Below are 13,622 nucleotides of genomic sequence, written 5' to 3' on the forward strand. Positions count from 1 at the left end.
GACGTCGTGGAACCGGTCGCGCAGACACCGATGGAGGCCGCCGCCGCCGCGGCGCCGGCGCAGTTCCTGGTGGCCAGCTACAACATCCACGGCGGCATCGGCGTGGACGGACGTTTCCTGCCGAAGCGGATCGCCGGCGTGCTGTCGGAACTGCAGGCGGACATCGTCGCGCTGCAGGAGGTCGAATCGCGCAGCACCGGCTTCGACATGCTCGCTTATCTGCGCGACCAGACCGGCTATCACGCGATTCCCGGACCGACGCTGACCCGGCACGACGGCGAATACGGCAACGCGCTGCTGACGCGCTTTCCGCCGAGCCGGATCCGGCAGATCGATCTGAGCGTGGGCCGCCACGAACCGCGCGGCGCGATCGACGCGACGCTGAGCTGTCCCGACGGCGTCCATGCCGCCCCGCTGCGGGTGATCGCCACCCATCTGGGGCTATGGCCCGGCGAGCGGCGCATGCAGGTGCGCAGGCTGCTGACCTCGCTGGCCGAGCAGCCGGGGGTGCCCACCGTGCTGCTGGGGGACGTCAACGAATGGTTCCTGTGGGGTCGGCCGCTGCGCTGGCTGCACGCGTACTTCGACGGTGCGCCGCATGTGGCGACGTTCCCGTCGCGGATGCCGGTGCTGGCGCTGGACCGGCTCTGGTGTTGTCCGCGCTCGGTGCTGGCCTCGGTGTCGAGCCACCGCAGCGCGCTGGCACGGATCGCGTCGGACCACCTGCCGCTGCTGGCGCGGCTGCATGCGCGGCCGGCGGTGCCGGCGGCCGCGTCATCCGCGGCGGTGGCGGACGAGGAAGCCGACCTGGCGCGCCAGGCCGATCAGCCGTCGCGATAGGCGTCCAGGCGGTTGTACAGCGTCTTCAGGCTGATGCCGAGCGCCTGCGCCGCGCGGCGCTTGTCGCCGTCGAAGCGTGCCAGCGTCGCGAGGATCAGGCCGCGCTGCGCGTCGGCCAGCGTGGTGCCGATGCGTACGTTCAGCACGCCGTCGGCGGCGGTGGGCAACGGCGGCTGCGACGCGATGTTCGGGTTCGGCAGTTCGATCACGCGGTCGGCCAGGATGAAGGCGCGATAGACCGTGTTGCGCAGCTCGCGCACGTTGCCGGGCCAGCCGTACTGGCACAGCCGCTCGAGTGCGCTGGCCGAGAACACCTTGTCGGTGCCTTCGGCGGCGTTCAGCTCGGCCAGGAAGTGCCTGGCCAGCGGAACGATGTCCTCGCGCCGTTCGCGCAATGGCGGGATATGCAGCGGCACCACGGCGAGCCGGTACAGCAGGTCTTCACGCAGCACGCCGCTGCGCACGGCCTCGAGCGGATCGCGATTGGTCGCCGAGACGATGCGAACGTCGCAGACCACCTGGGCGTCGCCGCCGACGCGATGGAAGGTGCGCGTCTCCAGCACCCGCAGCAGCTTGATCTGCATGTCGGGCGCCATTTCGGAGACCTCGTCCAGGAACAGCGTGCCGCCGTGCGCCTGTTCGAAATAGCCGGCCTTCTGCTGCATCGCGCCGGTGAATCCACCTTTTTCGTGGCCGAACAGCTCCGATTCGATCAGCGTCGGAGCGATCGCGCCGCAGTTGACGGCGACGAAGGGTTTGCCGCGCCGGTTGCTGCGCTCATGTATCGCGCGGGCCACCAGTTCCTTGCCGGTACCGCTTTCGCCGACGGCCAGCATCGGCACATCGGTGGCCGCCACGCGGGGAATCTGCTCGAGCAGCCGGCGCATCGCCGGCGAGGTGCTGCGCCACAGGAGCGCAAAGTCGTCGCGCGCCGGCCCCTGGCCGCCGTCCTCGCGTGGGTGGTCCCGCGCGGATTCCCGATGGCGGGAGCGCGTCGTGTCCGGCAGATCGTTCGAGGTGCTGGTCGACATGTAGCGAAAGGCGGAGCGGAAAATAGAGACAGGCGGTCGGCGGACGGTGGTCGCGGGCGGCACGGCCAGCGGCAGACGCGCGCGATCCACGGCTTGGCGAGAGCCGCATTGCGGTTCGCGTAACGCAATGCTAGCTTGCGATCGCGCGGGCCACCATTGCAGTTTGTCCGACAAGCCGGTACGGCGCGGCCACCAGCGGATGTCAGACTAACACCGGTATGGCGGCGCCTGGCGCTTGCATAGAATGGGGTCTATTCAGGGCAGCAACGCCCGCCGCGGCGGCAACGGCCGCGGCGCCTGTCTCATTTCCACCATTCCGGTCAAGGGTTTCAGCGGCCGGCATCAGTCAAGCCTATGCCTCACATCCTGATCGTCGACGACGACGAGAACACCTGTGCAGCGCTGGCCGAGATCGCCGCGGCGGAGGGCTTCACCGCGGCCACCGCGGGCGACCTGCGCGAAGCGTGCCTGCAGATCGGCTGGCAGATGCCCGATGCGGTGCTGGCCGATCTGAAGCTGCCCGACGGCGACGGCAAGGATCTGTTCAACGAAGTCGGCTCGGCCGGCGTCGATATCATCCTGATGACCGGCTACGCCAGTGTCGAGAGCGCCGTCGAGGCGCTGCGCCTTGGCGCGACCGACTACCTGGTCAAGCCGATCAACGTGGCCCGCCTGCAGACGGTGCTCAAGCGCATCGCCACCACGGGCGATCTGAAGGCGGAGGTGCGCTCGCTGCGTGGCGAGCTGCGCCGCTACGGCCGCTTCGGCCGGCTGCTGGGCAGCTCGGAGGCGATGCAGGCGGTCTATGACCAGATCAGCAAGGTCGCGCCGACCGAGGCCACGGTGCTGCTGGTCGGCGAAAGCGGTACCGGCAAGGAGCTGGCCGCGCAGACGGTGCACGAGCTGTCGCCGCGCCGGCGCCAGCCCTTCCTCGCCGTCAACTGCGGCGCGATCTCGCCGAACCTGATCGAATCCGAGATGTTCGGCCACGAGCGCGGCAGCTTCACCGGCGCCGAGCGCCAGCACAAGGGCTATTTCGAGCGCGCGGCCGGCGGCACGTTGTTCCTCGACGAAATCACCGAGATGCCGATCGAGCTGCAGGTCAAGCTGCTGCGCGTGCTCGAGGCCGGCACTTTCATGCGTGTGGGGACCAATCGCGAGCTGCGCGCCGACGTGCGCGTGGTCGCGGCGACCAACCGCAATCCGGAGGAGGCGGTCGCCGAAGGCAAGCTGCGTGCGGACCTGTATCACCGCCTCAACGTGTTCCCGATCGAACTGCCGCCGCTGCGCACCCGCGGCGACGACGTGGCGCAGCTGGCCGGGGCCTTCCTCGATCAGCTCAACGCCGAACACGGCACGCAGCGCCGCTTCGGGCCGGACGTGCTGGCCAATTTGCGGCTGCATTCGTGGCCGGGCAATGTGCGCGAGCTGCGCAACTTCGTGCAGCGCGCCTTCATCATGGCCGAGGACGACGTCATCGCCGAATCGCCGGTGCCGTTGCAGGCTGCCGCCTCGCAGGTGCCCGCCACCGCGATCGTCACGGTGCCCGTCGGCATGTCGCTGGCGGACGCGGACCGCGAGCTGATCTTCGCCACGCTGGAGCAATGCGCCGGCGTCAAGAAGCACGCGGCGGAGATCCTCGGCATCAGCCTGAAGACGCTGTACAACCGGCTCGAGGAGTACGCGGCCGGCGGCAAGTTGCCGGAGTCGTTCAAGACCTCCGGCAATGGCGCCAACAGCGGAACCAACAGCGGCGCGCACGAGCGCCCGCCCGCCGCCAGCTGACCCTGCACGAGACTGTCCTGCCCGCCCCCCCACCACCGAAGCCTCGGGCTGGCCCGAGGTATGCTTCGGCTCGGAAATCCGGCCCACCGCAATGGCGCGGCGACCCTGAGATGACCCAAACCTCCATGTCCAAGCGACCTCTCCCCTCCAGCCGCGCCGATGCGGAAAACGGTGGCCAATCCGGTGGCCAGTCCGGCGGGGCGGGCACCGAACACTGGGTGCCGGCGACTGTCGATGCCACCTCGGAAGTCACGACGCTGATCGACCAGGTGTCGCACGATCTGCGCTCGGCGCTGAACGGCGTCCAGAGTTGGGCCTACGTGCTGGACCATTCGCTGGACGCGCCCACCGCGTCGGTGCAACGGGCACTGGCGGGCTTGCGTACCGCGATGCAGCAGCAGGTCGCGCTGATCCAGCATATGGAAGAGGCGGTGCGGTTGCTGGCTGACGAGGCCGAGCCGCAATGGCAGGCGGTCGATCTCGCGGCCGCGATGGCGCAGGCGATGGAGTCGGTCAAGCCGGCCGCCGAAGCGCGCCGCGTCACGCTGGCCGATGTGCTAGTGCACGAAGACCGCGGCGGCCGCGGCGATGTCCTCGTGCTGGCGGACCCGCGACGGCTCGAGCCGATGCTGCGCCATCTGGTGTTGCATTGCCTGAAACAGGCGCGCAACGGCGACACCATCGACGCGCATCTCGAACCGATGGACGACCAGGTGAAGCTGCGCCTCACCGAGAGCCGCGCGACATCCGATCGCATCAAGGAGCGCCTGTCGGTACTGTCCGAGTTTTTTCGGCGCGACGTGGGCAACGCCGGCGCCGCGCCGGCGCGCCAGAGTTCGGCGCTGCTGCTGGCGCGCCGCATGGCGGAGCTGCATGGCGCGACGCTGGGGGCTGAACCGTCGACCCAATGCGAGCAGGACGGCGACAGCGCCTGCATCGCGGTGACCTTTCCGCGCGTGCCGCCGGCGGCCGCGGCGGCAGGCCATGAGGCGCCGTTCGGTCCGTCCGCGGGTCCGGCCTGACGGAGACCGCAGGGCCTGACGCGCACCAGGTCCAGCGCTGTTTCCCGGCTGCTGGATCCGCCTTTTTTCCGCCCTTCGTCTGTCGTTTTCTCCCCTTCTTTTTTCCCGCCTTTCCCCCCTTTTCACACGCGCGCACCGGCCGCTCGCGACGCCAGTACTTTTTACGTGCGATGCACTTTGTGCAACGCCGAGTGCTGTCGTATGCGCCGCTTGCGCGCCGGTCCCGGCATCTTCGCTTCTGGCCCGTCGCTTGCATCTGTTTCGCTATTCCAAACGAGCAGGAGCCGATGATGCAGAAGGCCAAGACCGGGTCCGCACCCGCCCATGGATCCGCCGCGAAGTCTGCCTCCGCCAGCGCGGCAAAGCCGGGCAAGAAGGCCGACCGGCAGGACGACGTGAAACAGAGCGACGCCTGTACGTATCAGCAGGCGGTCGACGAATCGGTGGAGATGACCTTCCCGGCGAGCGACCCGATTTCACCGAGCGCCGCCATGCATGCCGAGAAGGAGACCAGTACCGACGTGGACGACACCGACTGGGAAATCGAACCGGGCAGCGCGCATCAGCCCGAGGGCACGCGTCCCGCGGCCGAGCGCAAGGGCGCCGCCGAGGGCGCCGCCGAGGGGGCCGCCAACGGGGCCGCCAAGGGGGCCGCCAAGTCTGCAACGAAATCCACGTCGAAGGCCAAGTCCTGATGCCAGCCTGGCTGGCGTCGCGACCGCCGAACGCCATGCCGAATTCGATTGCCGATCCATCGCTCGCCAAGCGGGTGTCTGCCAACCGATTCGAAGGAGCCAGCATGTCCCTGATCATCGCCGGACGCTTTGATACGTTCGCCCAGGCCGAGGCGGCGGCGGGCCAGTTGTTTGCCCGCGGTTTCGCCGAGGACGACGTGACCCTGTTCTTCGTCAATCCCCCGGGGCAGCACGGACGCTTCCCGCTCGGCGGCGACGTGGCGGTCGATGCGGGTACCCGCAAGGCAGGGGCGGGCGCGGGCCGCGGCATCGTGTTCGGCGCCATCGCCGGTGCCGTGATCGGCGCGGTGGCGCTGGCGCTGATGCAGGCCTCCGTGCTGGTGCTGGCGCTGGCCACGGGCCTGGGCGCCTACCTGGGTTCCCTGGTCGGCGCGCTATCGATGACGCGCGACCCCGACCGCGTCTCGAACGCGCCCGATCCCAATCGCCAGGTCAAGACCGAGCGCGATGCCGGCGTGCTGCTGGCCGTGCATGTCAATCCCGATACGCGCGAGACGGCCGCCGAGGTGTTGCGCCAGGCCGGCGCCAAGGACGTCGAGCGCGCCTACGGGCGCTGGAGCGAAGGCCGCTGGGTCGATTTCGACCCGCTCGCGCCGCCGGTACCGGCCAGCCGTCCGTGAGGCTTGCCGGTTCAATGCGAGCCGCGGCCGCGGCGATCAGGGGCGCGAGCGCGCCGTTGTGTCAACCGATAACCGAAGCAGGAGCCGCCAATGAATCCACTGGACAGAGACCCGCGCGATCCGCGAGACATCAGAGACCCACGCGATCCCCGCGATCCGCGTGACATGCGCGATCCCGCCGCGGCACGCGCGCCTGCCGGCGCGACCATCGTCGGCGACGTCGATACCAATGCGAGCGGGCCCGGCCCATTCGTGATGGCCGCCGATACCTTGGAAGGCAACAGCGTGATCGGACCGGCCGGCGAGGACCTCGGCACCATCGACCACATCATGCTCGACGTGCAGGGCGGCCGTGTCGCCTATGCGGTGCTGTCGTTCGGCGGCTTCCTCGGCATCGGCGAGAAGCTGTTCGCGGTGCCGTGGTCGGCGCTGACGCTCGACACGCGTCGCAAGTGTTTCGTGCTGGGGGTCGACAAGGACAAGCTGAAGGCCGCGCCCGGCTTCGACAAGGACCACTGGCCGGCGATGGCCGACCCCCAATGGGCGACCAGCATCCACCAGTACTACGGGACCTCGCCGTATTGGAAGGAGGACTCGTACGATCCGTGGGCATGATGGCCCGCCCGATGCCCCGGTTGAGGCCCCTTTGAGGCCCCTTGAGGCCCCATACCGTCTGCTGACCGTCGTTCCCGCGAGCGCGGGAACGACAGCGGTGGCCAACGACAGAGACCGCTATGCCCGCTTGCGCTGCGGGCTGCGCGATGCGCTGTCGCTGCCGGCGCGTTTGGCCGCGGTTTTCTTCGTGGACGACGACGCCTTGCCGGACTTGGCCGCACTCTTGCGGCTGCTTGCCGGCTTGGCCTCCTTTTCGTCCTTGGCCCCGGCTGATTTACGCGCGGTCTTGCGCGCGCCCGTGCTTCGCTTGCGCGGTGCTTTCTCTTCCTGCTGCTCGTCCTGCGCCTCGTCGCGTGGCTCGTCGCGTGGCTCGTTACGCCGCTCCCCGCGCGTACCGCCGCGATCGCCCCTGCGTTTGATGCTTTCCTTCAGCAGCGCCATCATGTCGATCACCTCGGCGGACTTGCGCGGTTCCTCGCCGCCTGGCTCGGCCGGCGTCAGCAGGTGGGTCTTGCCTTCGGCGATCTTCCCCTCGATGCGCTCCATCAGGTCGTCGCGATAGGTATCGCGATAGGCCTCCGGGTTCCAGTCCTCCTGCATGTCCTCGACCAGCCGGGTCGCCATCTCGATCTCGCGCGGGCTGACGCCCTGCTGCTTGCCGCTGCTCTTGGGCAGCTTCAGCTCGTCCATCGGCAGCACTTCCTCGGCCCAGCGCATGGTGTTGAGCACCAGCGCATCGCCGAGCACCAGCACCGCGGCCAGATGCTGGCGGTTGTGGATCACCACGAGGGCCAGCGCCGCGCGCCCGGTGCGGCGCAGCGTCTCGCGCAGCAACGCGTAGCCCTTCTCGCCGCGCCGGTCCGGCTCGAGATAGTAGGGCGTCTCGAAGTAGTACGGCGGGATCTGGTCGGCCTGCACGAAGCTGACGATATCGACGGTCTGCGTCGCCTCGACGTTGGCCTGGCGGAAGTCCTCCGGCGACAGCAGCACGTATTCGCCCTTCTCGTACTGATAGCCCTTGACGATATGGTCCTTGTCGACCGGCTTGCCGGTCTTCTTGTTGATGCGCTGGTAGCCGACCGGCGCCATGTCGCGCTCGTCGAGCCAGTCGAAGTCGAGCGCGTTGTCGCGCGCGGCCGCCTTCAGCACGACCGGGATGTTGACCAGGCCAAACGAAATGGCGCCTTTCCAGATGATGCGCGGCACTGGGCGGCTCCGGGTCAGGCCCGCTGCGGCGGAGGCGGCGGCACGTCGCCCGGCGGCGGATCGATGACGGGCTCGTGCGGATCGATCGGCGGCACCTCGGGTTCCGGCGTCCTGGGCGGCTGGTCCGGGGTTTGATCCGGTTCTGGCGTGGTATGCATTCGTTTCTCCGTGGAAGCGTTCGGACTGGCGGCCGCGCCGGTGCCGACCGGGTGCGCCAATGGCGAATGCAGCGGCGGCGGCGCACCACCGCCGGTCGTGGCATCCGAGCCGCCATCGCTGCGGCCATCGCCGCGGCATTCGTCGAGCAGGCGCGAGAGCACCTCCAGATCGACCGGCTTGGTCAGGTGGTCGTCGAAACCGGCGGCCTGCGTGCGCAGCTTGTCGCCGGGCTGGCCGTAGCCGGTCAGCGCGACCACCTTCATCGTCTGCAGCTCCGGTATCGCGCGCAGCCGCTGCGCGATCTCGAAGCCGTCCATGCCGGGCATGCCCAGGTCGAGCAGCACCAGCTCGGGCTTGTACTTGACCGCGCGCACGATCGCGGCGGCGCCGTCCAGCGCCGTGATCACGGTATGGCCGAGCGCTTCCAGCGTCATCGCCATCGCCTCCAGCGCGTCGACGTTGTCGTCGACCACCATCACCGTGCGCGGCTTGCCGGCCGGCGCCTGCCGTCCGCCCAGCGTCGGCTGCCAGCTGCGCCACGGCTGCATCGGCAGCTGCACGATGAAGCTGCTGCCATGGCCGGGCCCGTTGCTCTGCACCGACAGCTGGCCGCCATGCATGCTGACCAGCCGATGGACCAGCGACAGGCCGATGCCGGGCCCATTGCCGCCGGCCACGGCGATATTGCCGTTGGCGCCGTCGCGCTCGAAGGTCTCGCGCAGGCCCTGCAGCCGTTCGGGCGACATCCCGGTACCGTTGTCGGTAATCCTGATGGTGACCATGCCTTGATCGGCCTGGGCCTCGATCGACAGCAGCCCATCGGGCGGCGTGTACTTGGCCGCATTGTTCAGCAGGTTGCCGAAGATCTGCGTCAGGCGCACCAGGTCGCCGCGCACCGGCATCGGCCCCTCGGGCACTGACAGGCGCAGCTGATGGTTGCGCGACTCGATCAGCGGGCGGACCGTCTCGACCGCGGTGTTCAGCGCGGAACGCAGCTCGACCAGGTCGTCGCGCAGCGTGATGGTGCCGCGCGTGAAGCGCGAGATATCGAGCAGATCGTCGACCAGCCGGGTCAGGTGATAGAGCTGGCGGGCGATGATGTCGCGCGCCTTGAAGCTGTCCTCGCGCGAGGGCGCGCAGTGCATCAGCAGATCGGCGGCGCTGCGCATCGGCGCCAGCGGGTTGCGCAGTTCGTGCACCAGCATCGCGAGGAAATCGTCCTTGCGGCGCTCTTCCTCGCGCAGCATCTTCTCGGCACGCTTCTGCTGCGTGATGTCCTCGCACACGCCGACCACGCGGTAGAACTCGCCGCTGGCGTTGTTGACCGGGAAGGCGCGCGCGCGCACGTCGCGGGTCTGGCCGTCGGCGTGGACCAGCGCGAACTCCAGGTCCATATGGCCATCGCGCAGCATCGCGTCGCAGGCAGCGCGCACGCGTTCGCGATCGGACTCGGCGACCCAGCCGAAGCAGGCGCTGCCGTGCCGATGCAGGTCTTCGACCGGACGGCCCGTCAGCGTGACGAAGGCCGGACCGACGAACAGGAACTTGCGCTCCTGCGGATCGAAGATCCACAGCACGTCGGACAGGTTGTCGGCCAGCTGGCGGAACAGGAACTCGTTGTCGCGCAGCGCCTGCGAGGTCCGGTGGTAGGCCTCCTCGGCTCGCCGCAGCCGCAGCAGCGCCTTGACGCTGGAGACCAGTTCCTCCGGCTCGACCGGCTCCACCAGGTAGCTGTCGGCACCGTGGTCCAGCGCCTCGACGCGGTAGCGCGGGTCGCTGGCCGATCCCGACGTATGCAGGATCAGCGTGCGGCAGCTTTGCGGGTCGTCCTTGATGATGCGGCAGACGTCCAGGCCGTCGATGTCCGGCAGCTTCATGTCGAGCAGCACCAGGTCCGGCGCATAGCGGCGCACCAGCGACAGCGCCGATTCGCCGGTCGACGCTTCCAGCACCGCATAGTCCGCTCGGCGCAGGATGCGGCTCTTGATGTAGCGCGAGCCCTCGTTGTCGTCGACCACCAGCACCAGCGGCCGGTTGTCGCGGGAATCGGACGACGTTCTTGTTTCGATCGGACTCATGCTGTCCTCGCCATCGGCAGGCGTGCGGCGTGGCAACGGGGTGGCAGGTCGGTTTTTGCGTTCGGCGCGATCTTGCCGCCCACGCGGTTTGTAATAATTACCAATCTAGCTCTCCAACACTTGTAGTTGATGCAAAGCCACTTTTGAGGCGGAATTCGCCCGAATAAGTGGCTTTAGCGGCGCTGCGCCTGACCGGAGTGGGCCTCCGCGCTGGGGGCGGTGCCGCCATGCGGGCCGCTGGGCCGGACCTCGGCCGCTTTCTGAGAGACCTCGCTGGGCGGCGTGGTGCCGGACGGCTGCGCGCCCTTGCCGAAGCGGGCGGCGATCTGGTCCTGCACGCGCGCCAGCGCGTCGGCCTGCTGTTTGGCGACCTCGGCCTCCTTGGCCTTGCGTTCGTCGGCGGCGCGCTGCTGTTCGGCGGTGGGCGCCGGCAGGCGGGCCTGCGCGGGGGTCCAGGCGAGCGCCGTCATCAGCGCCAGGGCGGCAAAGTGGGCAATGCGGATCGTGGTCCGAGGGGTTGTCATGGTGGCTCCCGGTTCGTGCTTGCGTCGTCGTTCCGTCACGCGTCCGGCGCTGCAATGCGCGGACGCATGTGTCCGAAGTGGCAAGAACCATGCCCTCGTTTGTCCGACACGGGGGAGCCGCATGATGCACTGCGGGGGTGGAACGGCGGCGGGGCGCCGGTCCGGGGGGCTTCAGCCGTTGCCGAGGCGCCGGATCGCCGCGGTCAGCGTCTGCCTGGTGCTGCCGTAGTCCGCCCAGGGATCGGCGTGCTCCATCTCCTCGATGCGCGCCAGGGCGTTGGCGATGGTCCATTGCGCGCCCGAGCGCAGCGATGGCAGCTCGTCCCAGCTGCAGGGGATGGACACGCCCAGGCCCGGCCGCGCGCGCGCCGAGAACGCGGCCACCGTGGTGGCGCCGCGTCCGTTGCGCAGGTAGTCGATGAAAATTTTGCCGACGCGGTTGCGCGGACCGCTCTTGGAGACGAAGCGCTGCGGGATGGTCTTTGCCATATGCACGACCAGCTGCTGGGCGAAGTCCTTGACCTCGTCCCAGCCGAGCCGGCGCGTGATCGGCACTACCACGTGCAGGCCCTTGCCGCCGCTGGTCTTCAGGAAGGCCGTCAGCTCGAGCTCGTCGAGCATGCCCTTGGTCAGCGCGGCCGCCTCGACCACATGCTTCCAGGGCACGCCCTCTCCGGGGTCCAGGTCGAAGATCACGCGATCGGGCTTTTCGATCTGGCGCTTGTCGGCGTTCCACGTATGGAACTCGATCACGTTGAGCTGCGCCGCGGCGACGATGCCGGTCTCGCTGGCGACCTCGATCATCGGCGGGTGGCCCGGCCACAGCGACGGATCGAGGCGGTTGACGCCGGCGATGTTGAAGGTCTCGGCATGCTTCTGGAAGAACAGTTCGCCGCCGACGCCGGACGGGCCGCGCAGCACCGCCAGCGGCCGGCCGCGCAATTCCGGCAGCATGCGCGGGGCGACCGCCTCGTAGTAGCGCACCAGGTCGCCCTTTGTCGCGCCGGTCGACGGATCGATGACGCGATCGGCATGGCTGACGCGGACGTTGCCGATCTGCTGGCGGCCGGAGGAGGACTTCGTCGCGGCAGCGGGTCTGGCCGATCGCGACGTTTCCGCGGTCTCTGGCTCGTCGGCCTTGCCCGGCTTTCTGGCGGACTTCGCCGGTTTGTCGTCCTGCTTCGTCTTGTCCTTCGTCTTATCGTTCGCCTTCTGCTCGGAGGCCACCGTTCTCCCCTTGCCCACGGTCTTCCCTGGAGCAGGCAACGCCTTCTCCTTGCCGATTGCGCTGGCGCTCTTGTCGGACCGCAGTCCATGGAAGACCGCATGGCGGATCAGTCCGTCGCGTGTCCACGAGCCGAACGACACCTCGGCGACCGCCTTGGGCCGAACCCAGATGCCCTTCACGCCTTTGGCGATTGCCGGCATCTTGTCGAACGGGGAGGCATCGGTGCGCAGGGCATCGAGCTTGGCCCGGATCGTATCGAGCGTCTTCGTGTCGAAGCCGGTGCCGACCTTGCCGGCATAGATCAACCGGCCCGATTCGTCGTGGATGCCCAGCAGCAGGGCGCCCAGACCGTTGCGCGTGCCCTTGGGCTCGGTGAAGCCGCCGATCACGAACTCCTGCCGTTCGCTGCATTTGAGCTTGATCCAGTTCGGCGAGCGCGCGGACACATACGGCGCATCGACGCGCTTGCCGATCAGCCCCTCGAGCCGCAACCGGCAAGCCGCGCTGAGGATCTCCTCGGGGCCTGCCTCGAAGCTCTCGCTGAAACGCAGATGCGCCGACACGTTGTGTTCTTCGAATACCCGCCGCAGCAGGTCGCGGCGCTCGACCAGCGCGACCTGGCGCAGATCGTGGCCGGCATAGTACGGGACGTCGAACACGAAGAACTGGATCGCATCGGTGCGGTCGCTGTCGAAGGCGTTCTGCAACGCCTGGAAATCGGTGCTGCCGTCCTTGTCGACGACGACGATCTCGCCGTCGAGCCAGGCCGACGGCAGATTCAACGTGCCGAGTTCGCGCGCCAGCGTCTTCAGCTTCGACGTCCAGTCGTGGCCATTGCGCGTGAACAGCTTGACGTCGCTGCCGTCGATGCGGGCCAGCAGGCGATAGCCGTCGAACTTGAGCTCGTAGATCCAGTTCTGCGCATCGGCGGGCGCGCCTTGCACCAGCGTCGCCAACTGCGGCGCCAGCGTCAGCGGCAGTGCGGCGCGGCGCGCGCCGGGTGGAAGCCGGATGGCGCTGGCCGCGGACCGCTTGCTGGCGGCAGTCTTGCCGCTGGCCGCCGATTTGCCGGAGGCTGTTTTCTTCGCGGCTTTGGTTGCCGCGGTCCTGGTTGCGGTCTTGGTTGCCGTATTGGTCGAGGGCTTCGGCGCGGTCTTCGACGATGCCTTGCGCGCGCGCGCGCCGTCCGTCTCCAGCGCGCCACCGCCCAGTACGCTGTCCGGCATCGCCTCGGTGATATCGAACTCCGCCGCCGGCCGCGCCGCGTCGTCGCGCTCCTTGATCAGCAGCCATGGCTCCTGCCGTTCGTCCCGGCCGCGCATCCGTACCAGTGTCCAGGCCCCATGCAGCTTCTCGCCCTGCAACTCGAACTTGAGCTTGCCGTCGCGATAGCCCTGATGCGGATCGCCGATCGGCAGCCAGGTGCCGCGGTCCCAGACGATCACGGTGCCGGCGCCGTACTGCTTTTCGGGGATCACGCCTTCGAAGTTCGCATATTCGAGCGGGTGGTCCTCGACGTGGACGCTCATCCGTTTGTCGGCCGGGTCCAGGCTTGGACCCTTCGGAATGGCCCAGCTCTTGAGCGTGCCGTCGAGTTCGAGGCGGAAGTCGTAGTGCAGGCGGCGCGCCGCGTGTTTCTGCACGACGAACGACAGCGCTTCGGCGGTTTTCGCCGCGGCACGCTGGGCGACCGCGCGGCCGGCCGGTTCCGCCGTCGTGCCAAAGTCGCGCATCGTGCGATAGCGCTGCAGCGGGTCGG

The 13,622-nt window shown here is 68.7% G+C and carries 11 protein-coding genes; 6 read left to right on the forward strand and 5 right to left on the reverse strand.

Annotated features, from left to right (window positions below):
* The first annotated feature begins 6 nt into the window (after positions 1 to 6).
* The gene (locus B551_RS02890) at positions 7 to 840 is read left to right on the forward strand and encodes an endonuclease/exonuclease/phosphatase family protein (protein ID WP_157071901.1); all 834 of its coding nucleotides are present in this window, start codon (positions 7 to 9) and stop codon (positions 838 to 840) included.
* Here the strand turns inward: B551_RS02890 and B551_RS02895 are convergent.
* Positions 825 to 1,871, reverse strand: a complete 1,047-nt coding sequence (locus tag B551_RS02895; RefSeq protein WP_043437062.1) for a sigma-54-dependent Fis family transcriptional regulator — start codon at positions 1,869 to 1,871, stop codon at positions 825 to 827. The genes B551_RS02890 and B551_RS02895 overlap by 16 nt on opposite strands.
* A gap of 354 nt (positions 1,872 to 2,225) precedes the next feature.
* On the opposite strand from B551_RS02895, the gene B551_RS02900 reads away from it, so the two are divergent.
* From B551_RS02900 to B551_RS02920, 5 genes are all read left to right on the forward strand, one after another.
* On the forward strand, positions 2,226 to 3,656 hold the full coding sequence (locus B551_RS02900; protein WP_006578627.1) for a sigma-54 dependent transcriptional regulator: 1,431 nt from the start codon (positions 2,226 to 2,228) through the stop codon (positions 3,654 to 3,656).
* Between the two features lie 110 nt (positions 3,657 to 3,766).
* Positions 3,767 to 4,678 (forward strand): sensor histidine kinase KdpD, encoded by a 912-nt coding sequence (locus B551_RS02905; RefSeq protein WP_231906626.1) that lies wholly within the window; start codon positions 3,767 to 3,769, stop codon positions 4,676 to 4,678.
* Between the two features lie 287 nt (positions 4,679 to 4,965).
* Entirely contained in the window at positions 4,966 to 5,373 is a 408-nt protein-coding gene (locus B551_RS26830) for a hypothetical protein (RefSeq protein ID WP_006578625.1), read from the forward strand.
* Positions 5,374 to 5,477: 104 nt separating this feature from the next.
* Positions 5,478 to 6,053, forward strand: a complete 576-nt coding sequence (locus B551_RS02915; RefSeq protein WP_043437069.1) for a hypothetical protein — start codon at positions 5,478 to 5,480, stop codon at positions 6,051 to 6,053.
* Positions 6,054 to 6,218: 165 nt separating this feature from the next.
* A complete protein-coding gene (locus B551_RS02920; protein WP_006578623.1) occupies positions 6,219 to 6,668 on the forward strand; it encodes a PRC-barrel domain-containing protein in 450 nt (149 codons plus the stop codon).
* A 117-nt stretch (positions 6,669 to 6,785) separates the two neighbouring features.
* Here the strand turns inward: B551_RS02920 and B551_RS02925 are convergent, their stop codons facing one another.
* The 4 genes from B551_RS02925 to ligD all read right to left on the reverse strand — a co-directional run.
* Positions 6,786 to 7,874 (reverse strand): Ku protein, encoded by a 1,089-nt coding sequence (locus B551_RS02925; protein WP_006578622.1) that lies wholly within the window; start codon positions 7,872 to 7,874, stop codon positions 6,786 to 6,788.
* Between the two features lie 14 nt (positions 7,875 to 7,888).
* Positions 7,889 to 10,111 carry a response regulator gene (locus B551_RS02930; protein ID WP_006578621.1) on the reverse strand — a complete coding sequence of 741 codons (2,223 nt, stop codon included), beginning with the start codon at positions 10,109 to 10,111 and terminating at the stop codon, positions 7,889 to 7,891.
* Positions 10,112 to 10,284: 173 nt separating this feature from the next.
* Positions 10,285 to 10,635 (reverse strand): hypothetical protein, encoded by a 351-nt coding sequence (locus tag B551_RS02935; protein WP_043437056.1) that lies wholly within the window; start codon positions 10,633 to 10,635, stop codon positions 10,285 to 10,287.
* Between the two features lie 171 nt (positions 10,636 to 10,806).
* The coding region (ligD, locus tag B551_RS02940) for a DNA ligase D (RefSeq protein ID WP_023263453.1) at positions 10,807 to 13,622 on the reverse strand (2,816 nt) is incomplete at its 5' end.

Origin of the sequence: Cupriavidus sp. HPC(L) (assembly GCF_000307735.3) — a bacterium.
In the GTDB taxonomy this organism is placed as follows: Bacteria; Pseudomonadota; Gammaproteobacteria; order Burkholderiales; family Burkholderiaceae; genus Cupriavidus.

Bases quoted from the DNA above. Each gene is read 5' to 3' on its own strand.
- B551_RS02900 (WP_006578627.1), top strand. From the start codon at position 2,226: ATGCCTCACATCCTGATCGTCGACGACGACGAGAACACCTGTGCAGCG.
- B551_RS02935 (WP_043437056.1), bottom strand. From the start codon at position 10,635: ATGACAACCCCTCGGACCACGATCCGCATTGCCCACTTTGCCGCCCTG.
- B551_RS02905 (WP_231906626.1), top strand. From the start codon at position 3,767: ATGACCCAAACCTCCATGTCCAAGCGACCTCTCCCCTCCAGCCGCGCC.
- B551_RS26830 (WP_006578625.1), top strand. From the start codon at position 4,966: ATGATGCAGAAGGCCAAGACCGGGTCCGCACCCGCCCATGGATCCGCC.
- B551_RS02895 (WP_043437062.1), bottom strand. From the start codon at position 1,871: ATGTCGACCAGCACCTCGAACGATCTGCCGGACACGACGCGCTCCCGC.
- B551_RS02920 (WP_006578623.1), top strand. From the start codon at position 6,219: ATGCGCGATCCCGCCGCGGCACGCGCGCCTGCCGGCGCGACCATCGTC.
- B551_RS02915 (WP_043437069.1), top strand. From the start codon at position 5,478: ATGTCCCTGATCATCGCCGGACGCTTTGATACGTTCGCCCAGGCCGAG.
- B551_RS02930 (WP_006578621.1), bottom strand. From the start codon at position 10,111: ATGAGTCCGATCGAAACAAGAACGTCGTCCGATTCCCGCGACAACCGG.